Below are 25,365 nucleotides of genomic sequence, written 5' to 3'. Positions count from 1 at the left end.
GACGTGCGACTGTACGTTCGGTGAATTCTTCCCGCGGCGGACGGATTCGCCCGTACGGCAACGTTGCCGTACGATACGGTAAGACAACGAGGTACGATCCGAAAAGAGGAACACGGCTATGGGAATGCCGCTTGATTTGTATGTGATCCGACATGGAGAGTCGGAGGCGAACGTGATCATCAGCGCCGGCGAGCAGGGCGACAACTCGCTGTACACGCAGGACAACGTCACCGTGCCCGACCGTTCGTGGCGACTCACCGCCACCGGCCGCAAGCAGGCCGACTGCATCGGCCGTTGGCTCGTCGACCAGCAGCAGCTGTTCGACCGCTATCTCGTCTCGCCGTTCGTGCGCACGCGCGAGACCGCCGCCACGATGGCGCTGCCCAAGGCGAAATGGGAGGAGACGCGCGTGCTGCGTGAACGCTCGTGGGGCGAGATCAACACGATCACCAAGGACGACTTCCGCAGCAACTACCCGCGCAACTGGATGTTCAAGAACACCGACCCGCTGTACTGGCGCCCGCCGGCGGGCGAGTCGATCGCCGACGTGGCCGAGAACCGCGTCCACAACCTGCTCACGTCGCTCGACCGCAAGTCCGACGCGCAGTCGGTGGTGATGGTCAGCCACGGCGACCTGATGCTCGCGCTGATGCTCGTGCTCGAGGACCTGTCGGACGAGGAGTTCATGCACCGCGCCGCGTCGCCCGAATGGCAGATCACGAACTGCACGTGCCTGCACTATTCGCGGCGCGACCCGGCGACCGGACGTACGTACAAGCGGTTCCGCTGGGAGCAGACCGCGCGTCCGATGCTGAACGAGGAGACCGGCAAATGGGAGGTCCAGGTGACCGACTGGCGTTCGTTCAAGAAACCGACGCTGTCCAACGGCGACTTGGTGGACGTGGTGCACGCCGTCGACCCGCACCTGTGAGGCCGCAGGGCCTCGCCCATGCCCGGAAATGTGAAGTACCGGTGAACAGGCTACAATGGCTCACGATGTGCGGGCGCATGATGTGAAGCGCCCGCTCGGAGAGAACCGAAGGAGTTCACCTATGAAGAACCTGTTCACCTGGGCGCTGCACGGCGACGGCAAGACGCTCGCCCCCGGCGAGGTCGTCGAACCCGACGAGCGCCTGACCTGGCCGCGCACCGCCGGCATCGGCGCGCAGCACGTCGTCGCCATGTTCGGCGCGACCTTCCTCGTGCCGATCCTCACCGGCTTCGACCCGTCGACCACGCTGTTCTTCACCGCGCTGTCGACCGCCCTGTTCCTGCTCATCAACAGGAACGTGCTGCCGAGCTATCTCGGCTCCTCGTTCGGCTTCATCGCGCCGATCACCGCCGTCACCACCGCGAACAAGGGCATCGCGGTCGCCAGCTTCGGCATCATGGTCACCGGCCTGCTGCTCGCGCTCGTCGGCGTGGCCGTGCACTACGCCGGCTCCAAGTGGATCGACATCATCATGCCGCCGGTCGTCAACGGCGCCATCGTCGCGATCATCGGCTTCAACCTGGCCCCCAGCGTGTGGAACAACTTCAAGGCCGCGCCCGACACCGCGCTCGTCACGCTGGTCGCCGTGCTGCTGGTCGCCGTGCTGTTCAAGGGCCTTGCCGGCCGACTCAACATCCTGCTCGGCGTGATCATCGGCTACGCGTACGCGTGCGTGCGCGGCCAGGTCGACTTCTCCGCGATCGGCAAGGCCGCGTGGATCGGCTTCCCGCAGTTCCACACGCCGCAGATCGACTTCTCGATCCTGCCGATGTTCCTGCCGGTCGTGCTCGTGCTCGTCGCCGAGAACGTCGGCCACGTCAAGTCCGTCGCGCAGATGACCGGCCGCGACTACGACAACCAGATGGGCACCGCCCTGTTCGCCGACGGTCTCGGCACCGCGATCGCCGGCTTCGGCGGCGGCTCCGGCACCACCACGTACGGCGAGAACATCGGCGTGATGGCCGCCACCAAGGTCTACTCGACCGCCGCCTACTGGTGCGCGGCCGGCTTCGCCCTGCTGCTGAGCCTGTGCCCGAAGTTCGGCGCGATCATCAACACCATCCCCGCCGGCGTGCTCGGCGGCGTGACCACGCTGCTCTACGGCATGATCGGCATGATGGGCATCCGCATCTGGGTCGAGAACAAGGTCAACTTCGACAAGCCGCTCAACATCATGGTCGCGGCTATCGTCATGATCATCGCCATCGGCCAGTTCGAGTTCGCGTTCAGCGGCATCCAGTTCAACGGCATCGCCATCGGCACGATCGTGATCCTCGTCGCCTACCACGGCCTCAAGGCCATCGGCAAGGCCACCGGCACCATCGACAGGAACGATCCGGACATCCTGTAGTCCCGGTCGGCCCGGCTTCAATGGCCGGGGCCGAGCCATACCGGCGTCATACAAGGCTTCCCTCGCATGAGGGAAGCCTTTTTCGTTTACCTCGACCGTTCACGGAACGCCCCGGGCGTCACGCCGACGCGCCGGCGGAACACGTTGACAAAATAGCTGGCCGTGGAGAACCCGCACGCCCGCGCGATCTCCGCGACCGACCCGTTGGTCTCGCGCAGCAGCCTGCGTGCCTCCTCGACGCGCCGTTCGGTCAGATATTCGTTCGGCGTGCGTCCCACGTACTTGCGGAACAGGATGCAGCATTGGCTGCGGCTGACGTCCCCGGCCGCCGCGACGTCGTCCAGTCCGAGCGGGTCACGGAACCGGCTCTGGATGATGCCTGTCATATTCAGCACGCTCATGCGGTTGCGCTGTTCGATGGACGCGGCCTCGTCCGGCTCGCCGTCGTTCGGCCGGAACCGGTCGAGCACCATGTCGCACAGGTCGATCGCCGCGGCCACCGCCGGCAGCGGCGACATGTCGACGCCGTTCTCCATGCCCCGCACGCCGCCTCCCGGCGACAGTCGCACCACCCGTTCGATGCCCATCATCACGTCCCGCTGCCAGTCGACGCCCGGCCTCAGGAGCAGACAGTCATCCATGTGCTGCGCGAACGCCCGTTCGCAGCGGGCCGTCACCGACGGCGTCAGATGTTCGAACAGCGTGGGGCTGATCACCGTGCACGAGAACCGCACGTCCTGCTTCGAGGGGGAGAAGCCGTAGTGCAGCCGGCTGGAGTTGATCACCACGCCCTCGCCGGGATGCAGCACCGTGACCCGGCCGTTGACGAAATGGTGCAGGTCGCCGCTGATCACATGGATGAACTCGAGATCGCGATGCCAGTGACACGGGCACCGGCAGTCGGGGAAGATCGACAGCGGGTCGCAGCGTGCGTATATCGGCAGTTCGGGGATGTTGTATTCGATGCGCTCCGACAGATCGGAGAGCACGGTGATCCTCTTTGTCGGGTGCATAGGATCCTCCCATCGTCACAATCTACTATTTTGATATTACCGTGGAGAGAACCGCAATGAGGCGGCCGGTGTCACGATTGGTGAGGATCTATGATGAAACCATCTTCCAGCTGCAGAGGAAGAACGCAAACAGCATCAATGCCGAAGCGATGATATGAACGATCCCGCCATATCGGGCATCTTCGGAAGACAACGACGATATTTCCAAGGAGTGATTGCGATGCGTAACCATGCACTGAAGAACGATTCCATGACCGCCCGTCTGTTCGCCGAGGGCAACCGCCTGCTCGACCGGTTCTTCTCCGAATGCCGGGCATGGGTGGCCCGTCAGCTCGTCCAGCCGGACGAGGAGAACTGGTGGGCGATGTGGTATCCGAAGAACGCCGCGCAGATCGCGTGACCGCTTCACGGACCGCTTCGCTGATCCCGTGACGGCATCGTGGCCGCACGGCATGCGGCGTCGATGCTCGGTGCACTGTCGGGCGAAACGCGGGTCTAACCGGTTCGATATGCTGTCCGTGACCTTCGCCGCGCATCGCGGCGACCGCTTCACAATACGCAAGGACGCAAGGAGGCAACATCATGGCAGCATCGGACGGCAAGAAGATCGCGATCGTCACCGGCAGCGCGCTCGGACTCGGCTACGAACTGGCCCGGCAGCTGATCGGCAAGGGCTGGTTCGTCGCCGGCATCGACTTCAACGCCGAACGTCAGGCCGAACTCGCGGATGAATTCCCGGCCGACTCGTATCGCGGCTTCGTCGGCGACGTGTCCGACGAGGCGTTCGTACGCGAGTCGGTCGCCGAGATCGCCGCACTCGGCCATATCGACCTGCTCATCAACAACGCCGGACAGCCGTCGTTCAAGGTGCCGACCGACTATGAGGCCGCCGACGTAGACAAGTGCCTCAAGGGCCTCAAGGGCATGATCTTGTGGTCGGTCGAAACGCTTAAGGCCGACGGCGAACAGGACCTCAAGATCGCGAACGTGATGAGCACCGCCGCCACGCGCGGCAACGCGAACGAATCCGTGTACTGTGCGACCAAGTGGGGCGAGAAGGGCTACACGCAGAGCCTCAAGGCCGCGTACAAGGGCACGAGCGTCAAGATCGTCGGCGTCTACCCGGGCGGCATCGACACGCCGTTCTACCGCGACAGCCACGACTACGTGTCCGAGGAGAAGCAGCACACGTTCATGAACGCGGGCGAACTGGCCGGGGTGATTCTGTTCAACCTCGTCAACGAGGCGAACCTGACGGTCTCCGACATCCTCATCGAACGCAACTACGTGTGAGGCGTGCAGGGCATGTGAGCCGTTGCGCATCGGCAACGGCTCACATGCGTATCGGATCCGGTTCCCGGCAGCAACGGCGAACATCCCCGGGAATCGGAAAAGTATCGGGCATGGGCTACAGTGACTCAGTTTGCGCACCTTGCGCGAGAACCTGAGATGAAAGGCCACCGTGCCCAAGAAATTCGCGAAGAACAATCGTCAGAAGCCCTACCGTTCCGATAAGGGCCATAAGACCGGCAAGCCCGGCAAGACCACCAGGACCGACAAGTCGTTCACCGGCGAGATCGCCGAACCGTTCGCCGTCACCACAACCGCCGTCGACATGGACCCCGTCCCGTTCGCCGAACTCGGCGTGCCCGACCCGTTGCTGCGCGTGCTCGCGGCCGACGGCAAAACCGAAGCGTTCCCCATTCAGGCCGACACGCTGCCGGACTCCCTGCATGGCCGCGACATCCTCGGCCGCGGCCGCACCGGTTCCGGCAAGACGCTCGCCTTCTGCATCCCGCTGGCCGCACGCCTGTGCGAGGCCGCATGGGAACCGGGCATGTCGATGGCCGACTACCGGCGCAACATCAAGGCCGTGCGCGCGTCGCGCCTGGCCGAGCGTACGGCCGGCGACTTCATGCCGCATCCGCGCGGGCTCATCCTCGCGCCGACCCGCGAGCTGGCCAACCAGATCAACGACGTGCTCCAGCCGCTCGCCCAGATGGCCGGCATGACCACCACCACCGTGTACGGCGGCGTCAAGTACAGCCGTCAGATCCGCGACCTCAAATCCGGCGCGGACATCGTCGTCGCCTGTCCGGGCCGACTCGAGGACCTGCTGCGCCAGGAGGCGCTCGTCCTGTCCGACGTGAGCGTCGTCGTGCTCGACGAGGCCGACGAGATGGCCGACATGGGCTTCCTGCCGCCGGTCAAGCGCATCCTCGCGCAGATCCGCCCCGATGCGCAGCACATGCTGTTCTCCGCAACGCTCGACCACGGCATCGACGAGGTCGTGCGCGAGTTCCTGCGTGATCCGAAGGTGCACAGCGTCGCCGAACCGGCCGATGCGGGCGAGACGATGGAACAGCACGTCTTCGAGATCGAGAAGTCCGACAAGAACGACATGGTGCAGACGCTCGCCTCCGGCACCGGCAAGCGCATCCTGTTCACCCGCACCAAGTTCCAGGCGAAGAACCTCGCCAAGAAGCTCACCCAGTCGGGCATTCCCGCCTCCGAGCTGCACGGCAACCTCTCGCAGAACCAGCGCGACCGCAACCTCGCCGCGTTCGAACAGGGCGACGTGAGGGTGATGGTCGCCACCGACGTGGCCGCGCGCGGCATCGACGTGAGCGACGTGGAGCTCGTCGTGCAGGTCGACCCGCCGGAGGACCCCAAGTCGTTCGTGCACCGTTCCGGCCGTACCGCGCGCGCCGGCAAATCCGGCGTGGTGGTCACGCTCGTCGCCCCCGACCAGCGTCGCGAGGCACGGCGCATGCTCAAGGCCGCAGGCATCGCGGTCACGCCGGTCAAGGTGCGCCACGATTCGCCCGAAGTGCTCGAACTGGTGGGGGACCAGGCCGAGCTGGTCGAAGGCTGGAGCCTCGACCAGACACAGCCCGCCGGCAACCCGCGCGACCGCAAGTCGCGTGGACGCGGACGCAACGGCGGCAGGGGAGCGTCCGACAAGGCGTTCGAGCATCTGCCGATGGACCTGACGGATGACGGCGAGTCGGACGAGGAACGCCAGGAGCGCGAGACCCGCGAGATGCACCTGCGCAACGCGGCGAAGAAGGAACGTCGCCGCCGCCGCGCCGCGGAACGTCTGGCGCGTGCGCAGGCCGATACGCAGACCGAGCAGGACGGCACGTCGCGGACCGACGCGTCCGATGCCCGCGCCGATGCCCGGACCGACCGCTCCCGTGGCCGTGTCGACCGCACGCCGAACCGGGCGGAGCGTCGCGCCGGACTGGCCGATCCGGACGCGGAACGCCGCGACTACCTGTTCGAGCATCCCGAAGAGCGCCGCGGCGGCAGGAACCGCCGCAACGGCCGGGACGGATACGACGGGAGTTCGGCCGATCGTGACCGTGACCGTGCCGGTCGTACGGATCGCGAGGACCGTCGCAACCGCCGTTCCGCCGATCGAGAGTCGTACAACTCGCGCAGCCGCACGTCGAAGAACGGTGGCGGCAAGCGCATCCACCGCGCAGACGAGAACCGCATCCTGCACGACGAACGCGGCGAGGCCGCCAAACGCCACGAACGGCGCATGATGGCCAAGTACGGCAATGCGGACGGCCCTCGCCGCCGCCATTCCAAGGTCACGCGCGCCCCGTTCCGCCGCATGGGCCGCTGAGCAGTCCGTCGCCCTTCGGCCACGGCACCTGCAACGACGAGTGGCGGTTTTCTCCCGCTGGGCACTGCCTCAGCGGGAGAAAACCGCCACTCGTCGTATCCATGCGGATGGGTCCCGGCCCGTCTACCGCGCGTCCGCCGTCCGGTACTGGTGCAGCACGGTGAACGAGGTCTTGTAGATCAGGATCATGATGAGCGAATCGGCCATCAGGGTGAGCGCGCTGATCACCGCCAGCACTACGAACTGGTACTTCGCGGCCGTCAGCGGGTCGGCGCCCGCGATCACCTGGCCGGCCATCATGCCCGGGATCAGCACGATGCCGCTCGACGCGAGTTGCGAGATCGTCGGGATCATGCCCAGCTTGACCGACGAGATGATCGACGGCTTGGCCGCCTCGAACGGCGTGGCGCCAAGGCTGAGCATCATCTCGATCTCGTATCGGCGCGCGTCCATGTCGGAGAAGAACCGGCTCATCGCCACCGCGATCGCCGACACCACGTTGCCCAGCAGCATGCCGCTCATGGTCGCCAGCACGGTCGGCGCATACCACGGATGCGGGCGGATCACCATCTCCGTGACCACGCACACCTGCAGGATCACGCTCGCCGTCAACGTCAGGAACACGGACGGCATCACCGAACGCGGAATGTTCGCCACACGCGACATCGTGATCTGCACTGCCGCGAGGATCATCACCGCGATCAGCGCGAACACCAGCCACGGATTGTTCTGCTCGATGACGAACTTGAGGATGTAGCCCATCGCCAGCAGCTGGATGAGCGAGCGGATTGTCGCCCACAGCATCTGCCGGTGCACGCCAAGCCGCATCGCATACGACAGTCCGGCGGCCACGGCCACCAGAATGATCGTGATGATCAGACCCCACACGTCGATGGGGTAGGAGCCTGCCGTCGTGTTCATCGCGTCGCCTCGCCTTCTGTGCGGCCGCCCTCATGAGCCGGCGCGGCCGCGACCTGTCCCGTGATCTCCGTCAGCACGCCCGCCTCGAGATGCAGCGTGCGCGTGGCCCGGCCGTCAGCCGCGCGATGCCGCACGCGCACGATCGCCATGCCCTTCTCGCGCGCCGCGTAGGCGAGGATCTCACCCACCTTGTCCGCATTCTCCTCGTCCAGACCGGCGTCCACCTCGTCGGCGAGCATCACCTTCGGCAGCGTGAGCAGCGTGCGCAGCAGGCACACGCGCGCCTGCTGGCCCACCGACAGATCCTGCGGCGAACGCTCCAGCTCGATGTCCGAGCAGCCCACGTTGTCAAGCGTGCGGCGCAGCGTCGCCTCGTCCGGCCGACGCTCCTCCAGCGACGACCCATCGTCGGCGACGCGGTGCACGCGCAGCGAGAACGGCATGAGGATCGCCTCGCGCACGGTCGCGCCGGTCAGCGTCGGCCGCTGCGGCAGATACGCCACTTCGCGACGCCAACGTTCCGGACTCATCCGCGATGCCGGAGCGCCCGCCAGCGTCAGATCGGCGCTCGCATGCGGGTTGAGCTGCGCGATCGTCGTCAGCAGCGTCGACTTGCCCGAACCGGACGGCCCGACCAGATCGACGATGTCGCCGCTTGACAACGAGAACGACAGATCGGTGAAAATCGTCTTCATCTCCCGCGTTTCGGGATGTTTGTCCGTGCGGCGGAACAACGACGGCAGCCGGAGCGGTTCGTCCGTCTGCACGGTGACCTTCGGCATACGGCACGTCGCATGGGTCACTTCCAGCAATCGATTCGGTTCATTCATAGCCGCCATGCTACGAACCGAACTCGGTTATGGCGAACCGACGGCGATTCTGAGCGTTTTCTTAGTGAAGCTTAGCGAAAACTGACTCCGGATCCCGGGCCAAGACGAACGGCGCCCGCATCGGCCCGGACGCAAGGATTTGGCCGCGCGGATTTAGCATAGTCTTAGACGCAACGGAGTCTGATGGACGAACGATGCGTGCGGCCGCGACATGACGTCCGAGACACGACGTCCGACCTCGGCCGGGCACGCAGGATGCGGACAAGCGCGGCCCACCGGCGCGCGGAAAGGAACGTGAACGATGACGACCGTCCGTACGACGCCGATGGATGCGGCAAAGGGCGTTGCGACGGGTCCGAACGACCCGGTCGCGCTGCGCGATCCGGCACGGCTGCTGCTGCCCGCCGTGCTGCTGATCGAAGACGATCCGAACCTCGGCTCGATGACCAGCGAGATGCTGCAGCCGGACTATCGCGTCGACTGGGTCGAAACGCAGGCCGCCGCACGCGACAGGCTGCGTTCCGCCGGGTACGATGCGCTCATCGTCGATCGTCGGCTGCCAGACGGCGACGGACTCGACCTGGTCCGTACGCTACGCGGCGGCGGCATGACCGTGCCGGCGCTCGTGCTCACCGCACTGTCTGGCGTCGACGACATCGTGACTGGACTGGACAGTGGTGCGAACGACTATCTGTCCAAACCGTTCCATTTCGTCGAACTCGAAGCCCGGCTGCGCGCGCTGCTGCGTGGATTCCACGCGCAGTCGGCCAGCATTCCCATCGGCGACTGGACGCTCAAACCAGGTTCGAACGCCGTCGAGGATCCGGAGGGACGCAGCGTGGCACTCACCGACGCGGAAACGAAGCTGCTTACGGTAATCGCCGGATCGCCCGATCACGTGTTCAGCCGGGAGGAGCTGCTCGGACGCGTGTTCAACGAAGGGGCGGATATGGGCACCGTCGACGTGTACGTGTCGTACGTGCGCGGCAAGACGGTGCGCGGCATCATCGACACCGTGCGCGGACGGGGCTACCGCATCGGCAGTCCGATGGCGCAGTGAGGCACTGTGCAGGTGAAGCGCTGCGCAGCGAGACGCCGTGACGGAACGATCCGGCCGATCACGGCATACGGCGGTCGCGCAGCGGCCCCGAGGGCACGGCACACGACATACGCAAGGGCGGAAGGACGGAACCATGGATGATACGAACGGCAACGCGGCGCCGGCGAGGCGCTCGCTGCTGGGACGGTTCACGGCACGCGGGGGAGCGGCCGGGCTCATCAGCCTGCGCATGACGGCCGCGATGGCCGCGATCACCCTGTGCGGCGGCATCGCGTTCGTACTCGGCGTGCTGCTCGGCTCACGGCACGAGTTCAGCGAACGCGGACTCGACCCGAACGCCATGTCCGTGACCGAGCAGTTCGGATCGGGCATGATGGTCATCGACACGCGCAAGGCCGTCGCATTCACCATCCTGTTCGTGCTCGGCGTGATCGCCGCCGTCGCCCTCGTCGGCTGGCATTATTCCCGTCGCGAAGTCGAACCGCTCGAACACGCGCTCGAACTGCAGAAGGACTTCGTCGCCGACGCCAGCCACGAACTGAAGACCCCGCTCGCCGTCATCTCCACGCGCATCGACCTCATCGACTTCCGTCGCGCGCACGGCCAGCCCATCGACCAGCCGCTCGACGACCTGCGCGGCGACGTCGACCGCATGAACGCGATCCTCACCGATCTGCTCGTCGCCGCACGCGGCGCGGTCAACGCCGAACCGGTCGCGCTCGCCGGCGTGGTCGCACAGTCCGTCGACGCGGTCCGTCCGCTCGCCGACAAGCATCGCGTCTCGATCACGACGCGCGTCGACGGCGATCGCGGCCATTTCGTCGTCAACGGCAATGCGATCGGCCTGTCGCGCTGCGTGGTCGCCGTGCTCGACAATGCGATCGCCCATTCGCCGGACGGCTCCGAAGTCGTCGTCTCGCTCGGCTACCGGCACGGCGATGCGGCCATCCGCGTCACCGACCATGGGCATGGCATCGGCGAGAACCCGGAACGGTTGTTCCGCCGTTTCGCCCGCGACGACGACGGCACCGCGCATCAGGGCTACGGGCTCGGCCTCGCGCTCGCCCGCGACGTGGCGAACCGCTACGGCGGCACGCTCGACGTCGAATCCACATCCGAGCACGGCACCACGATGCTCATCACGCTGCCGCTCGCCTCCTGACCGGCGGTCGGCCGCATCCGTCTCCCGATACTCCCGCTGTCTCGCGTCCATGCCCGGCATAAGATTAGGCAGGACATATCCGGGCTCGTCCGCGGGCGGAACAGAGGAGGCGAACGGCACATGCACACCACTGGACGCGGCGGCGTCATATCCAAGGCGTTCACGGCGGCGCTGCCGCTCACGCTGCCCATCGCCGCCGGATTCCTGTTCCTCGGCTGCTCATACGGCCTGCTCATGCATGCCAAGGGCTTCTCGTTCTGGTATCCGGTGTGCATGGCGTACTTCATCTTCGCCGGGTCGATGGAATTCGTCACCGTCAACCTGCTGCTGTCCGCGTTCAATCCGCTCGCCGCGTTCCTGCTGGCGATCATGGTCAACGCGAGGCACCTGTTCTACGGCCTGTCGATGCTGGGGCCGTTCGCGAACACCGGCTGGAAGAAGCCGTATCTGATCTTCGCGATGTGCGACGAGACGTTCGCGATCAACTCGTCGGCGACGGTTCCCGCGGATGTGGACCGTGGCTGGTTCATGCTGTTCGTCAGCGTGCTCAACCGCTGGTACTGGATCGTCGGCACCGCGATCGGCTGGCTGGTCGGCGGCCTGCTGCCGTTCTCGACGAAGGGCATCGAGTTCGTGCTCACCGCGCTGTTCCTGGTGATCTTCCTCGACCAGTGGATGAACCAGAAGCGGCATGTGCCGGCGATGGTCGGCGTGCTCGCGTCCGCCCTGTGCCTGGCCGTGTTCGGCGCGGACCGGTTCATGATCCCGTCGCTTGTGCTGATGCTGGTGCTGTTCGTCGCGTTGCGCCCGTATCTGGACGGGCCGCACGACGATGCGCATGATGATGACCGTGCCGGCGACGCCGCGGGCGTCGGGGAAGCGGCGAAGACGACGGTCGCGATCAAGGGGGAGGAGACCCGATGACCATGACGTTCTGGCAGTCCGTGGTGACGATCGCGGTCGTCGCGCTCGGCACGATCCTCACCCGGTTCGTGCCGTTCCTGTTGTTCCCCGAATCGAAGGAGCCGCCGCGGTTCATTCGCTATCTCGGCAACGTGCTCCCGTATGCGATGACCGGCCTGCTGGTCGTCTATTCGCTCAAGGACGTCTCGCTCGTCTCCGGCTCGCACGGCATCCCCGAGGCGATCGCTATGCTCGCCATCATCGGCCTGCACCTGTGGAAGAAGAACATGCTGCTGTCGATCGCCGGCGGCACCATCCTCTACATGGCGCTCGTCCAGCTCGTCTTCGTCTGATGGCCGGGCGGCCGGCGGATATCGCGGTTATTGCGGCGGTCAGCCGGCGAGATTCATCTCGTATTTGAGCGTCATGACGCGTTCGGCGGCGCGCGTGGCCCTGGCTGCGAACGCGGCGTCCGAGCGTGCGTGGGCGAGCAGGCCGTCAAGGATCGGCTGCACGTAGGACAGGTCGCCGATGCATGCCAGGTCGCCGCCCGCCTCGACGAACCGCACGCCGAGCTGGTCTGCGGGCACTCCGCCCACCGCCGTCGCCGACAGCGAATCGGATGTGACCACACCGTCATAACCGGTGTCGCCGCGCAGATGGCCATCGATGATCGTCGAGGAGAACGCCGCCGGATGCGCCGCGTCGATCAGCTGGTAGGTCGCCAGCGACATCATCACCATCGCCGGCCGGGCCTCGCGGATCACGCGCGAAAACGCGCCGATCTCCGGACCATCCAATGCCGTCGTGGAGTCGACGATGCCATCCGCGGTGAAGTCCGTGTTGCCGCTCACCGCACCCAGGCCGGGATAATGCTTGATGGACGCGGCCACGTTCGCATCACGCAGACCTTCGACGAATGCGATCGCATGATCGGCGTTGCCGTCCGCTCCCAAACCGAAATCACGGTCCAACGCGCCGACCGGCGCATTGGACGCACGGTCGCCGACCACCGTATCCGTCACGGGAGCCAGATCCACGTTGACGCCGGCCTGCGCCAGCTGTGTGCCCCATGCGGCGGCCGATGCGCGCAGCGTATCCGTGTCCATCAGTCCCTGATCGGTCGCCGACGGCATCGCGTCGAAGCCTGGCCCCTGCAGATGCTGTACAAGGCCGCCTTCCTGATCGGCGGTGATCAGCAGCCGATTCCCGTTCGGCGCATACGATTGCAGGGCGTCGGCCGCGGCACGCACCGACGCGACGCCGTCGTTCCAGTTGCCGATAAGCAGGATCGAGCCGACATGCCGGTCGGCGATCAGCTGCCGCAGCACGGATGGATCGTTGCCGGCGAACAGCGGCGCCATGATCAGCTGGCCGATGCGCTCTTCGAGACTCATCGCTGCGACCGCGCGCTTCGCCTTGCCGTCGGGGGAGTCGTCGCGTGGGGCGGGCACCGCCGTCGCCGTATGATCGCGATGATCCGGCGACGTCACTGCCTCCTCCGATTGAGACGGCCGGACGCCGGCGGACGAGGACGAGCCGTCGTTCTCCGCGGACGACCCCGCCTGCACGCAGCCGGACAGCGTCACGCCCACGGCCAGACACAGCAGCGCTACCAGCGCCATACGGACGCCGTTCGCCCCTCGCCTCATCACAACCCCTGCCATACCGCCGATTATGGCACCACGCCCCAACCCTTTACGCTTGATGACCTTATGATGCTGGCGGCAGCCTTGGCCCCCTCACTGAGGGGGCTCCCGACGAAGTCGGGTGGGGGAGCTCTGCGGCCGTAAGGCCGCCGAATAAACAGCATCGCGCGCAGCGCGATACCGAGACCAGCCGGACACCACAATAACCCCATACACATCAGGGTGCGAAAACTCTGGAAAAGCTCTGGGCGTAGGCCCCTCCGCACCTGACGCTACGCTGGGTGCATGTCATTTTTCGATGCTTTCGGCCCCCTATTCGACCCCGACGAACAGCCCGGCGCAAGCCGTCGCAGGTCCTCGGACGACGATCCGGTGATCCTCGACGTGCAGGCGGACGGCGACGACGCCTCAACGCATCAGGCGCCCGGCGGCAATGCCGGCCAGCCTCCGCGTCGTCCGAACAACCCGCGTATCGCGCGCCGGCCCTCCCAGCCCGGACCGAGCCGCGGCACGCAGATCCTCATCGCCGTGGTCGCCGCGCTCGCGATCGCGGTCGGACTGTTCTTCGGCCTCGCGCAGTTCATCACCGACCTCATGTGGTACGGCCAGCTTGGCTTCCAAAGCGTCGTCTGGACGCAGCTGGGCACCAAGGTCGGGCTGTGGATCGCCTACGCGCTGCTCATGGCTCTGACCGGCTTCCTCTCCGCGATGCTTGCCATCCACGCCCGTCCCGACTCGTCCGACGGCTCCACGATCCGCATCAACGGCGACGTCATCGAGATCGGCAAGGGCGTGGCGTCCAAGACCGCACGCCGCGTCGCCGTCGTGGTCTCCCTTATCGTCGGCGCCGTGTTCGGCTCCCAGTTCAACGCGAACTGGGCCGACGTGCTGCTCATGTTCAACGCGCAGTCGTTCGGCACCGCCGACCCGCAGTTCGGTCTCGACAACGGCTTCTACGTGTTCGTGCTGCCCGGACTGAAGCTCGTCGTGTCCGCCGTCTCCATGCTCCTGTTCATGGGGTTGTTGTTCTCGCTCGTCACGCACGTGCTCATGGGCGGCATCCGCTTCACTATGCCGGTGCACGGCCGGGGCATCCTCGATGTGACCAAGCGCGCACGTCGCCAGATCGCCGTCTGGTTCATGCTCAACATGTTCGCATGGGCCGCGCGACAAGTCGTCGGCGTGTTCACCCACCTGACCGAACAGGGCAGCCGCATCACCGGCGCCACCTACACCACCGTCAACGCCACCATCCCCGTCACGTTCGTCATGGCCGCGATCACCGCCATCCTCGGCGTCTTCCTCGGCGTCTGGCTCATGCGTTCGCATGCGCTCGAAGGTCCGGCCAAACCCACCGTGCGCGCCGCCGCCGCGCTCAAGGCGTGGCGCACGCCCGTCGTCGCCATCGCCGCCACGCTGGTCGTCTCCATGGTGCTCACCGTCGCCTGGCCGCTGCTGCTGCAGCGTTTCAAGGTCAACCCGAACGCGCAGGAGATGGAATCGACGTACATCCAGCGCAACATCAAGGCCACGCAGCAGGCGTACGGGCTCGACAAGGTGAAGGTCGAACAGTACCAGGCCACCACCAAGGGCGAATCCGGCGCGCTCGCCGGCGAGGCGGACACCACCGCGCAGATCCGCCTGCTCGACCCGCAGATCGTCTCCCCGACGTTCAAGCAGCTGCAGCAGTCCAAGCAGTACTACACGTTCGCGGACACGCTTGCGGTCGACAAGTACGACATCGACGGCGAAAGCCAGGACACGGTGATCGCCGCGCGCGAGCTCGACCTCGACGGCCTCGACAACCGCAACTGGGTCAACGACCACACCGTGTACACGCACGGCTACGGCGTCGTCGCCGCATACGGCAACAAGGTGACCGCCGACGGCCAGCCGAAGTTCTTCGAATCCGGCATCCCCACCCAGGGCAAGCTCACCGATGCGGAGGAATACGAGCCGCGCATCTACTTCTCGCCGAACGCGAGCGAGTATTCGATCGTCGGCGCGCCGGAAGGCACCAAGTCGTGGGAGTTCGACTACCCGACCGGCTCCGAGGGCGCGACCACCACGTTCAAGGGCAATGGCGGCCCGTCGGTCGGCAACATCTTCTCCCGTCTGCTGTATGCGATCCGCTTCGGCTCCGACCAGATCCTCTTCTCCGACCGCGTCACCAGCGCCTCGCAGATCCTCTACGACCGCTCCCCGAAGGAGCGCGTCGCCAAGGTCGCCCCGTATCTGACGCTCGACGGACGCGTCTACCCAGCCGTGGTCGACGGGCGCGTCAAGTGGATCGTGGACGGCTACACCACCTCCGACGCGTACCCGTACTCGCAGATGACAGATCTGGGTTCGGCCACCGCCGATTCGACCACCGAGACGTCCGACACCGTGCAGGGCCTCGGCTCGCAGCAGGCCAACTACATCCGCAACTCGGTCAAGGCCACCGTCGACGCGTACGACGGTTCGGTCGACCTGTACGTGTGGGACGAGTCCGACCCGGTCATCAAGGCGTGGCAGCAGATCTTCCCCGGACAGTACCATTCCGTCTCCGAGATCTCCGGCGACCTGATGAGCCACCTGCGTTATCCGGAAAACCTGTTCAAGGTGCAACGCGAACTGCTCGCCAAGTACCACGTGACCTCCGCGAACCAGTTCTTCTCCGGCGAGGACTTCTGGCAGACGCCGGTCGACCCGACCGAATCCGAGGCCGCGCAGGCCCGCGACATCCTGCAGCCGCCGTACTATCTGACGCTGCAGACCGGCGGCACCAAGGAACCGGTCTTCTCGCTCACCTCCTCGTACATCCCCGCCGGCACGTCCACGCGCGAGATCCTCACCGGTTTCCTGTCGGTCGACTCCGACGCCGGCGACGAGAAGGGCGTGATCGGCGCGAACTACGGCACGATACGACTGCAGGAGCTGCCGAAGGACTCCAACGTGCCCGGCCCTGGACAGGCGCAGAACAACTTCAACGCAGACGCCGACGTGTCCAAGGAGCTCAACCTCCTGCAGTCCGGTTCGACGAACGTGGTGCGCGGCAACCTGCTCACCCTGCCGCTCGGCGGCGGACTCGTGTACGTGCAGCCCGTGTACGTCAAGTCGAGCGGTTCGACGTCGTTCCCGCTGCTCAAGAAGGTGCTCGTAGCGTTCGGCGACCAGGTCGGCTTCGCCGACACGCTCGACGAGGCACTTGACCAGGTCTTCGGCGGCGACTCCGGCGCGGCCGCGGGCGACGCGGAGAACGCGGCCGGCAACGGTTCGGATGGTTCGGACGGTTCGTCGTCCGGTTCCGGCTCGTCCTCGTCCGGCAGCGGAGGCACGTCCGGTGACAACGGCACAGGATCGTCGTCCTCGTCCGAAACGACCGGCGGCACCGACGGCGGTTCGACGTCCGGTTCGACGAGCGCCGACCTCAAGGCCGCGCTCGAGGACGCCGCCCAGGCGATGAAGGACTCCGACGCCGCCCTGAAGAAGGGCGACTGGTCCGCCTACGGCGACGCCCAGAAGCAGCTGCAGGAGGCGATCAACAAGGCGCTCGAACTCGAGCAGTAGCCTCCCGGGCGTCCGTCGGGCTTGCAGGCGGCATCGGCGGACGCATTGGGCGTAATATGGCGAGGGCCGCAACCCGTTTCACGCGGGTTGCGGCCCTCGCCATATGCGAACAATGATCACTCGTCCGGATTCTCGTCGTTCTCCACCGGGCCGAGCAGCACGCGCTCGCACACGTTGACGATGGCCATGAGCAGGACGGTCAGTGCCACGATCACGATCGTCGCGGAGAAGATCAGCGGCGTGCGGAACGAGTTGTACGCGGCCTGCAGCCAGATGCCCAAGCCCTTGCGCGCGCCCAGATACTCGGCCGTCGTGGCCGTGGCGAAGATGTAGGCGGCGCTGATGCGCACGCCGCCGAAGATCTGCCGGGCCGCCACGCGCAGCTTGACGTGCCACAGCGTCCACACCGGGGTCGCACCGCAGGTGAGCGCCACATCCGAATAGAACTGCGGCACGGCCTTGAGACCGCGGATCGTCTGCACGGCGATCGGGAACAGCCCCCAGAACGCGGTGATGACGATCTTGCCGGAGATCTCGAAACCGAACCAGATCAGGAACAAAGGGGCGATCGTGATCAACGGCATCGTCTGCGCCGCGTACAGCAGCGGGTACAGGGCCGCGTTGAGCGTGCGGAAGCAATAAAACGCGATGCCGACCAGAATGCCGGCCAGCACGGCGAACGCGAAGCCGACGAACCCCTCGAACGCGGTCACCTGCGTCGCCGGCCACAACGTCGGCCACGCGTCGATCGTCGCCTGCACGATCTGCGTGGGGGAGGAGAACATGCTCGCCGGCACGTGCGCGAGCCGCACCCAGCCCTCCCATACCGCCAACAGCACGATCACGGCCGTCGTCGTCGCGATGCGGTCCTTGATGCGCTCACGGCGCTCTTCCCGATCCTTGCGCTGAGTATCCATCGTCACCTTCCCCTTTCCGTGGGGTATCCCATTCATCACCGACGGAAGGCCGCCCGCGGTAAGGTGAGGAGCCCGCGCGCCGTTCCGTCCGAAAAATCCACCGGCCGTACGCATACGGCCATATGGCCATGACCCATTATGAACGGTTCGCGGACTTTCCGTTCACGCCGCCGCCGGTTGTCGCCCATGCCGGTACAATGGCAGTGCTTCAGCGCCAATGTGTGGCAAACCGGCCGGGATAGATTGTTGTAGCGACGGTCGGGGGCATTGGACAAGCGGAATCAGGCCCTCCGGTCGTGCTCTGCCGAACTCCGCTTGAAAGCGTCCCAGAGCGCGGCGCGCGGCATTGCCGCGTTGGGAGAAGAACTGATCTAGGGAATCATCATGACCTTTACGTCAACCATGCGCAAAACCGTCACCCGAATCCTCGCGACCACCGCGGCCGCCGCAATGGCATTCGCCGTCTCCGGCTGCGGCAACACCGCCAACGACGCCTCCGACACCTCGTCGGACAAGCTCACCAAGGTCACGTTCATGCTCGCGTGGACCGCCGACACCAACCACATCGGCGTCTACGTGGCCAAGAACAAAGGCTACTTCAAGAACGCCGGACTCGACGTCGACATCGTCGCCGTCGCGCAGGCCGGCGCCGAACAGGCCGTGAACAACGGCGTCGCCGAATTCGCGCTGTCCAACCTGTACAACGCCGCCAGCTACACCGACCTCAAGGGCGCGCACATCAAGCAGGTCCTGCAGGTCCAGCAGAAGCCGAGCGCCATCTGGTGCGCGCTCGCCAGCAACACCGCCATCAAGTCCCCGAAGGACTTCGACGGCAAGACCTTCGCCACGTTCGGCGGCAACGAGTCCGACATCGTCATCAAACGCATGATCCAGAACGACGGCGGCAAGGGCGAGTTCGACAAGGTCACCGTCGGCACGTCCACGTTCAAGACGCTCGAATCCGGCAAGGCCGACTTCGGCGGCTTCTATTCCACGTGGGAGGGCGTGCAGGCCGAAATGTACGGCCCGCAGCTCAACTGCTTCAGCGAGCCCGACTACGGCGTGCCCGGCAACGGCGACGCGATCGGCATCATCACCAGCGACAAGATGATCCAGGAGAAGCCGGACGTCGTGCGCAAGTTCGTGCAGGCCGCCCAGCAGGGCTACGAGTACGCGTATGAGAATCCGGACGACGCCGCGGCCATCCTCGCCAAGGACGCCGCCGACTACAACCTCGAGGAGGCGTTCGTCAAGAAGAGCATGCACGTGATCGTCGACGGCCAGTACTGGGGCGACCCGGCCAAGATCAAGGACGGCTCGTTCGTGCTCGGCACCAACGACTTCGTCGAGACGCAGAAGCGCTTCGACTTCCTCGGCGAAGGCCACGCCTACACCGACGCCAACGGAAACCCGACCGACAAGGTGCCCCAGGCCAAGGACGGCGCCACCAACGAATTCCTGAAGGGAGCCAAGTAGCCATGACCCGCCTCGTGCTCGACGTCGACACCGGCATCGACGACACCCTCGCCCTGTGCTATCTGCTCGCCTCGCCGGAGGCCGAGCTCATGGGCGTCGTCGGCACCTACGGCAACGTGACCGCGCGCGATTCGGTGCGCAACAACCGCGCCGTACTGCGACTGTTCGGGCACGGGCATATTCCGGTCATGCTCGGCTGCGAGGCGCCCTCGTGGGCCGACCTGTTCGAGGTCGATGAAGGATGCGCCCGCTTCCACGGCTCCAACGGCCTCGGCAACGTCGATCCGACCGACTACCTGCCGGACGGCATCGCCATAGGTGCCGACGCGGCCGGACATGACGATGATCCGGCCGCGTCCGCACGCACGTCCGTCGCCGCGTTCCGCGGAACGCTGACCAAGTCGGTCGGCGGCGAACGCGTCGCCATCGACGCGACGGCCGAATCCGCCGCGCTCGCCGATGCGGCCGCCGCGTCGCGCGAAGGCGAGGGCGTGCGGTTCATCGTCGACGCGGTGCGCCGGTACGGCCGCGACGTAACGGTCGTCGCCACCGGACCTCTCACCGACGTGGACGCGGCCATCCGGCTCGCCCCCGACATCGTGCCGAGCCTCAAACTCGTCATTATGGGCGGTTCGCTCACGCAGGAGGGCAACTGCTACGACCTGATCTGCGAGACCAACATCTTCCAGGATCCCGAGGCCGCGAACCGCGTGTTCCGCTCCGGCGCCGACGTGACCATGATCGGCCTCGACGTGACCCACCAGTGCCTGATGACGCGCGCCGACGCCGACCTGTGGCGCGCGACCGGCACGCCGTGCGGCGCGTTTCTCGCCGACATGGTCCGCTTCTACATCAACGCGAACGAGGCCAGCGATCCGATCTTCCTCGCCGGCAGTCCGCTGCACGACCCGCTCGCCGCGGCCGTCGCGCTCGACCCGACGCTGGTCGGCCTGTTCGACGTGAACATGATGACCGAAACGGCCACCGGCAACGGACACGGCTTCCGCGGACGCACGATCGGCGATCCGACGCGGCTGCGCGAGCCGCGCAAGACGTCGCACGTCGCGTTGACCGTCGACGCGCCGCGTTTCACCGCGACGTTCCGAGATCGCATCGCCGGACTGTGCGCGGCGTGACCGTCGCCTGATCCGACGGTCCGATGCCGATACGGAAATGGCCGGCCCCCATCTACGGGGCCGGCCATTTCCGTATCGGGCCTGCACGACGGCACGTACGGCGAATCACTCGGACCGTTGCGACCGATTCATCAGGTCGAACACATGCTCGACGACCCGCTGCGTGCAGGATCCATGCGAGGGGACCGCCACATTGCGGCGGATGAACGTGCGATACGCGGCCCGATTGAACCGGTCGTGCGCTATCGCATCCATGATCTCGCCGGCGTCGGCCGTGAACAGCGTGGGGATGTCCCGCCGTGGGTCGATGTACAGGCTCCGTCGCGACGAGTACTCCTTCCAGTCGTATCCGTAGAGGAACACGGGCAGATCCAGCAGTCCGGCCTCGTAGATCACCGTCGAATAGTCGCTGATGACGTAGTCGGCCGCGAACAGCATGTCGTACGAGTCCGGATAGTCCTGTATCACGCGCGGGTCGTCGAAATGCAGGTCGTCGAGCGGATGGGTTTTGACGATGAGGTTGTACCGGCCGAAGTCGATGGCGTCCACCAGGGCATGCATCGCTTGGCTTTGATTGACCGGCGTGCGCTTGCGGAACGTGGGGCAGTAGACGATGTTCCTCTTGCCTTGCAGCTGGGGGAAGCGTCGCATGATGCTCTCCCTGCGCCGCGTCCGGTATGCGCGGTCCAACAGCAGGTCGGTCCGTGGCAGCGGGGCCTCGTGGATGATCGACGGGGATACGCCGAATCCGGCGGCATAGTCGGTGATGAACGACTTCGACGAGATCAGCAGCGACGTATACCCCTTGTGCATGTTCATCAGCGACGCCATCGTCCGGTCCCGCCCCTCGCCGTTGCCGATGGCCGTGTACCCGAACTTCTTCATATTGCCGAGCGCATGCCACATCTGGACGACCGGCACGTCGATATGCCCGGCGAGCAGGCTGACGGCGATCGCATACGTGTCGAGCAGCACCGCTTCGCTGGTGGCGATGTAGTAGAGCTGTCGCACCATATGCGCCGCATAGGTCACGGGGTTGCGGAGCTTCCTGGCGAGGATCCTGACGGAATAGCCCGGATGGTGCGACACCACATAGTCGGCCACCAGTTCGAAGTCGATGGGGGCCGTGTCGCTCTCCCTGCTCAGGCAGACGATGCGGCGATGCCGGGGCAGATGCCGGAACATGCGATACAGGGCCAGCAGCGTGAGACGGAACCCGCCGATGGCCAGACGTGCCGCGGACTTGCTCATCATCATTGGTCTCCTGACTGGCGTCTCGGGCCGACGCTGCCGCCTGATTATCAGCCCCTTATTATATACAAGAGGTTAAGTTTACGTTAACAGATGAACGGGCGCGGGGGTGCGTGATGTCGATCGAGATCCATGGCATAAGCTGGCATGCCGGCTACGTGCAGCTGGACTACACGTCGGACGGTCCGGAGGCGCTGTGGCTCTATCGGCTCAAGTCACGCCGGTTCGTCCCGTTCCACGTCGTATGGTCCGACGGGAACCGGTATCGGGCGCAGCTGAACGTGGTGCTCGGCGGCGGCAGGGAGGTGCTGCCGGCCGGCGAGTGGCGCATCTGCCGCAGGATCGACGACGATCTGCTCGCCGATCTGGACACGCTCCTGAAGGCCAAGCCGTATCTGTGGACGCGGATCCGTTACGATGCCCGCCGACGCCTGCCCAAGGCACTGCGCAATGACGACATGGCCATTGCGGAGAAGATCCGCGAACTCGGCGTCTCCCTGATCGTCAAGCACCCGTACGACACGCACGGCATCACCTATTCGGCGGACCTGCTGTCGAGGATCGACAACCTCGACCGTGTGTTCCGCTACGGCAGGAACCGTTACGCATACGCGGGGGTGTTCGTGCCCAAGACCAATCGTGACGGGGAGGTCTACCTCGCCCTGGACATGCTGTTCTACCAGCGGAACAAAACGCCCCGACGCCGGTCCGGCAGCAAGCGGCAGCGGCAGAAGGACATCTTCGCGTTCGTCTATTCGATGATGACCCGGGTCGTGCCCCGCAAGCGCAACCGCATCCTGTTCCTCAAGGAGAACGGCGACGGGCCCACGGAGAACATGGCGGCCCTGCAGCGGCGCATGCACGAGCGCGGCATGGACCGCACGTTCGACATCCGCTGCCGGTACCGCAACGTCTTCTCCGGCAGGCAGAAGCTGCTGCCGTGGCTGGGGGACCTGCTCGCCATCGCGCGCAGCCGGTACATCTTCGTCGACGACTACACGCCGGTGTTCAACTTCATCGATCCCGGCGACGACGTCACGCTCACGCAGATCTGGCACGCCGGCGTCGGATTCAAGTCGGTCGGCTACGCGCGCTTCGGATTGAAGGGCTCGCCGGACCCGTACAATTCCGCGCACCGCCGGTACACGTACGCGCTGGTGGGCAACGAACACCTGCGCACCATCTACTCCGAGGTGTTCGGCATCGAGGAGGAGGCGCTGCTGGCCACCGGCATGCCTCGCCTCGACCATTTCCTCGACCCCACGGTCGAACGCGGATACCGTCAGGAGATGCTCGACAAATATCCGTGGGCCGGCAAGGGCAAGAGGGTCATCGTGTTCGCGCCGACGTTCCGAGGCACCGGACAGCGCACGGCATACTATCCCTACGATGCGATCGACATGGACCGGCTGTACCTCATGTGCGTCGAGACGGACTCGTATTTCGTGTTCGAAATGCACCATTTCATCAAACGCCGCCCGCAGATCCCCGAGGAATACGCCGACCGCATCCTCGACCTGTCGGACGAGAGCCTGACCAAGCTGTTCTTCATCGCCGACGTGCTGGTCACCGACTACTCGTCCTGCTTCTACGACTACCTGCTGCTCGGCAAGCCGGTGGTGTTCTTCGTGCCGGACAAGACGGCGTACTCGCTGATCCGCGGCGTGCAGCGCTCCATCGACGAGATGGCCCCCGGCACCATCTGCGACACGTTCGACGATTTCATGGACGTGCTCGAGCATCGCCGCTACGAGACGGTCAAGCCGCACCCGTCCTCCATCGACCGCGCGGCCGAACGCGGCATGCTCGCCAGCGACCGCGCCATCGACGCCATCATCTACCGCCGCGACGTGCCCGGCGTACGGCTCAGGCCGGCCGACGCCCCGGCCGTCACGGATCCCGAACGATAAGGAGCCAAGGAGCATACGATGTCGCAGCGATTGTTCGTGCACGATACGAAGAAGTGGCAGGCCAACTGCCGGTCCCATGAGATCGAACATGCCGAGGTCCATGCATACGATGACGCCATCGTGCTGCCGATGCGCAAGAAGCACGAGTTCGATGCGGCCACCCGAGACGGCGTGTACGAGGGAGGCGTCTGTTCCGATACGTTCGAATTCATCGCCGGACGAAGAAGGAACCTGAACGTCGAGCATGCCAACTTCGATTGCGACAGCTCCTATGAGGTGCCGGCGGAGGATCTGGTCCATCGCGATGAGACGGTGATCTTCGGCGGCTGCCTCATCAACCATTTCGGCCATGCCCTTCTGGACGGCACGGCACGGACGTGGTATCTCGCCGAAGCGGCGGAGGATCTCAGGATCGTGTTCCTGCACTATCCGCATAAGAGCGACGTTCCGTTCGACGCATTGAAGTTCGTCGAACTCATGGGCATCGATATGGACCGCGTCGAGGTCATCGATCGCCCCACGCAGTTCCGCCGGGTCATCGTTCCCGATGAGGCCATCTATCCCGCAAACGCGTACAGGCCGGAGTATGTGCGGACCTTCGACGCCATCCGCGCCAGGATACGGCCCATGGACGCCAGGAAGGTATACCTGTCCAGGAGCCAGTTCGGACTGCGGCCGGTATACAACGAAACGTACTATGAGGAGTTCTTCGCGCGGCGGGGCTTCGTCGTCATCCATCCCGAAACCCTGCCGATCGAAGAGCAGATCGCGTACGTCGCCGGCGCCGATGAGATCGTGACGTCCATAGGATCGATGTCCCATCTGTTCCTGTTCGCCAAGGATACGGTCACGGCCACGGTGCTGAACCGTTCCACGCAATGCCTGCCCGGACAGATCATCGTCGATCAGGTGCGCGGCATCGGCCCGTTCTACGTGGACGCCTTCCTGAACCCGGTACCGTCGCCGCACGTCAGCGGCCCGTTCCTGTTCGGCCCGAACCGGTACTTCAAGGCGTATCTTGACGAGCGCGGCATTCCGTATCGCGATGAGGAGCTCGTCCTGGAAGACGAGGCCCGGAACGCGCTGTTCCGCCGATTCATGGAGTCATGGACCAAGGAATACGTGAACAGGAGGAAACGAGGTCCTCTGGACGGGTTCAATCGGGCCGCGTACCGTTCCAATACGTTGGAATCCTTCGCCTATTACGACGACGAACCGATGTTTCCGGTGGACGCCGACGCGCTGCTCGGCTTTCTGGAAGTGCTTTGGGCCGACGCGCAGCGGGGCAGGAAACAGGGACAGACCATCAAGAAGCTGACGGGTGATCTGGACCGGTCCCGCAAGGAGAAGGCCAGGCTGAGCGCGGACCTGAAGAAGGCCCGGAGCGAGGCGGCGAAGGCGAAGGCCGAAGTCCGCCGGCTGCGCAACTCGAAATCGTGGAAGATCACGGCCCCGCTCCGTGCGGTCACCGAACGGCTGGCCGGGAAGTGACCCCGCGACGCTCCATTCCCCGCACGGCATTCCCACGGGGGGCATGAACGTACACCATAAGATGAATCCACGGTGAATCGGTCATGTCATGTCGGTAAACTCGCTGCATTATGTCGTC

Annotated in this window: 20 protein-coding genes; 14 read left to right on the top strand and 6 right to left on the bottom strand. The window is 65.5% G+C overall.

Going from position 1 to position 25,365, the window contains the following annotated elements; genetic code table 11:
- The first annotated feature begins 118 nt into the window (after positions 1-118).
- Both JS533_RS04390 and JS533_RS04385 read left to right on the top strand, forming a co-directional pair.
- A complete protein-coding gene (locus JS533_RS04390) occupies positions 119-931 on the top strand; it encodes a histidine phosphatase family protein (RefSeq protein WP_241513297.1) in 813 nt (270 codons plus the stop codon).
- Positions 932-1,052: 121 nt separating this feature from the next.
- Positions 1,053-2,342 (top strand): uracil-xanthine permease family protein, encoded by a 1,290-nt coding sequence (locus JS533_RS04385; protein WP_241513296.1) that lies wholly within the window; start codon positions 1,053-1,055, stop codon positions 2,340-2,342.
- An 86-nt stretch (positions 2,343-2,428) separates the two neighbouring features.
- On the opposite strand, the gene JS533_RS04380 is transcribed toward JS533_RS04385, so the two are convergent.
- Positions 2,429-3,355: an AraC family transcriptional regulator gene (locus JS533_RS04380; protein WP_241513295.1), complete on the bottom strand. Its 927-nt coding sequence runs from the start codon at positions 3,353-3,355 to the stop codon at positions 2,429-2,431.
- Between the two features lie 220 nt (positions 3,356-3,575).
- Here JS533_RS04380 and JS533_RS04375 point away from each other — a divergent pair, with 220 nt between their 5' ends.
- The 3 genes from JS533_RS04375 (at position 3,576) to JS533_RS04365 (ending at position 6,989) form a co-directional block, all read left to right on the top strand.
- Entirely contained in the window at positions 3,576-3,755 is a 180-nt protein-coding gene (locus JS533_RS04375; RefSeq protein ID WP_241513294.1) for a hypothetical protein, read from the top strand.
- Between the two features lie 182 nt (positions 3,756-3,937).
- Positions 3,938-4,648 carry an SDR family NAD(P)-dependent oxidoreductase gene (locus JS533_RS04370; protein ID WP_241513293.1) on the top strand — a complete coding sequence of 237 codons (711 nt, stop codon included), beginning with the start codon at positions 3,938-3,940 and terminating at the stop codon, positions 4,646-4,648.
- Positions 4,649-4,970: 322 nt separating this feature from the next.
- Positions 4,971-6,989 carry a DEAD/DEAH box helicase gene (locus tag JS533_RS04365; RefSeq protein WP_241513323.1) on the top strand — a complete coding sequence of 673 codons (2,019 nt, stop codon included), beginning with the start codon at positions 4,971-4,973 and terminating at the stop codon, positions 6,987-6,989.
- A 123-nt stretch (positions 6,990-7,112) separates the two neighbouring features.
- Here JS533_RS04365 and JS533_RS04360 read toward each other — a convergent pair whose 3' ends face one another.
- Both JS533_RS04360 and JS533_RS04355 read right to left on the bottom strand, forming a co-directional pair.
- Positions 7,113-7,910 (bottom strand): ABC transporter permease, encoded by a 798-nt coding sequence (locus JS533_RS04360; RefSeq protein ID WP_241513292.1) that lies wholly within the window; start codon positions 7,908-7,910, stop codon positions 7,113-7,115.
- Complete coding sequence (locus tag JS533_RS04355) at positions 7,907-8,740, bottom strand: ABC transporter ATP-binding protein (protein WP_241513291.1); 834 nt, start codon at positions 8,738-8,740, stop codon at positions 7,907-7,909. The genes JS533_RS04360 and JS533_RS04355 overlap by 4 nt, the downstream gene beginning before the upstream one ends.
- A gap of 301 nt (positions 8,741-9,041) precedes the next feature.
- Here JS533_RS04355 and JS533_RS04350 point away from each other — a divergent pair, with 301 nt between their 5' ends.
- The 4 genes from JS533_RS04350 (at position 9,042) to JS533_RS04335 (ending at position 12,218) form a co-directional block, all read left to right on the top strand.
- On the top strand, positions 9,042-9,800 hold the full coding sequence (locus JS533_RS04350) for a response regulator transcription factor (RefSeq protein WP_241513290.1): 759 nt from the start codon (positions 9,042-9,044) through the stop codon (positions 9,798-9,800).
- Positions 9,801-9,933: 133 nt separating this feature from the next.
- Positions 9,934-10,962: a sensor histidine kinase gene (locus tag JS533_RS04345; protein ID WP_241513289.1), complete on the top strand. Its 1,029-nt coding sequence runs from the start codon at positions 9,934-9,936 to the stop codon at positions 10,960-10,962.
- A 120-nt stretch (positions 10,963-11,082) separates the two neighbouring features.
- Complete coding sequence (locus JS533_RS04340) at positions 11,083-11,886, top strand: AzlC family ABC transporter permease (RefSeq protein WP_241513288.1); 804 nt, start codon at positions 11,083-11,085, stop codon at positions 11,884-11,886.
- The gene (locus tag JS533_RS04335; RefSeq protein WP_241513287.1) at positions 11,883-12,218 is read left to right on the top strand and encodes a branched-chain amino acid transporter permease; all 336 of its coding nucleotides are present in this window, start codon (positions 11,883-11,885) and stop codon (positions 12,216-12,218) included. Before JS533_RS04340 ends, JS533_RS04335 begins: the two co-directional genes overlap by 4 nt.
- Positions 12,219-12,257: 39 nt before the next feature.
- On the opposite strand, the gene JS533_RS04330 is transcribed toward JS533_RS04335, so the two are convergent.
- Positions 12,258-13,490 (bottom strand): glycoside hydrolase family 3 N-terminal domain-containing protein, encoded by a 1,233-nt coding sequence (locus tag JS533_RS04330; protein WP_420838622.1) that lies wholly within the window; start codon positions 13,488-13,490, stop codon positions 12,258-12,260.
- A 309-nt stretch (positions 13,491-13,799) separates the two neighbouring features.
- Here JS533_RS04330 and JS533_RS04325 point away from each other — a divergent pair, with 309 nt between their 5' ends.
- Complete coding sequence (locus JS533_RS04325; RefSeq protein ID WP_241513285.1) at positions 13,800-17,066, top strand: UPF0182 family membrane protein; 3,267 nt, start codon at positions 13,800-13,802, stop codon at positions 17,064-17,066.
- A gap of 116 nt (positions 17,067-17,182) precedes the next feature.
- Here JS533_RS04325 and JS533_RS04320 read toward each other — a convergent pair whose 3' ends face one another.
- Complete coding sequence (locus JS533_RS04320) at positions 17,183-17,983, bottom strand: ABC transporter permease (RefSeq protein WP_241513284.1); 801 nt, start codon at positions 17,981-17,983, stop codon at positions 17,183-17,185.
- 402 nt (positions 17,984-18,385) lie between these two features.
- Here JS533_RS04320 and JS533_RS04315 point away from each other — a divergent pair, with 402 nt between their 5' ends.
- Positions 18,386-19,459, top strand: coding sequence for an ABC transporter substrate-binding protein (locus JS533_RS04315; protein ID WP_241513322.1), 1,074 nt, complete (start codon positions 18,386-18,388; stop codon positions 19,457-19,459).
- Between the two features lie 2 nt (positions 19,460-19,461).
- On the top strand, positions 19,462-20,595 hold the full coding sequence (locus JS533_RS04310; protein ID WP_241513283.1) for a nucleoside hydrolase: 1,134 nt from the start codon (positions 19,462-19,464) through the stop codon (positions 20,593-20,595).
- A gap of 105 nt (positions 20,596-20,700) precedes the next feature.
- Here the strand turns inward: JS533_RS04310 and JS533_RS04305 are convergent, their stop codons facing one another.
- A complete protein-coding gene (locus JS533_RS04305; RefSeq protein WP_241513282.1) occupies positions 20,701-21,852 on the bottom strand; it encodes a CDP-glycerol glycerophosphotransferase family protein in 1,152 nt (383 codons plus the stop codon).
- A gap of 110 nt (positions 21,853-21,962) precedes the next feature.
- Here JS533_RS04305 and JS533_RS04300 point away from each other — a divergent pair, with 110 nt between their 5' ends.
- Positions 21,963-23,756 (top strand): CDP-glycerol glycerophosphotransferase family protein, encoded by a 1,794-nt coding sequence (locus JS533_RS04300; RefSeq protein WP_241513281.1) that lies wholly within the window; start codon positions 21,963-21,965, stop codon positions 23,754-23,756.
- A gap of 18 nt (positions 23,757-23,774) precedes the next feature.
- The gene (locus JS533_RS04295; protein WP_241513280.1) at positions 23,775-25,247 is read left to right on the top strand and encodes a glycosyltransferase family 61 protein; all 1,473 of its coding nucleotides are present in this window, start codon (positions 23,775-23,777) and stop codon (positions 25,245-25,247) included.
- Positions 25,248-25,365: the final 118 nt, after the last annotated feature.

It is taken from the genome of Bifidobacterium amazonense (assembly GCF_018555435.2).
Taxonomy (GTDB): domain Bacteria; phylum Actinomycetota; class Actinomycetes; order Actinomycetales; family Bifidobacteriaceae; genus Bifidobacterium; species Bifidobacterium amazonense.
The sequence above is the reverse complement of the archived record's forward strand: the minus strand, read 5'-3'. Positions and strand labels throughout refer to the sequence as shown.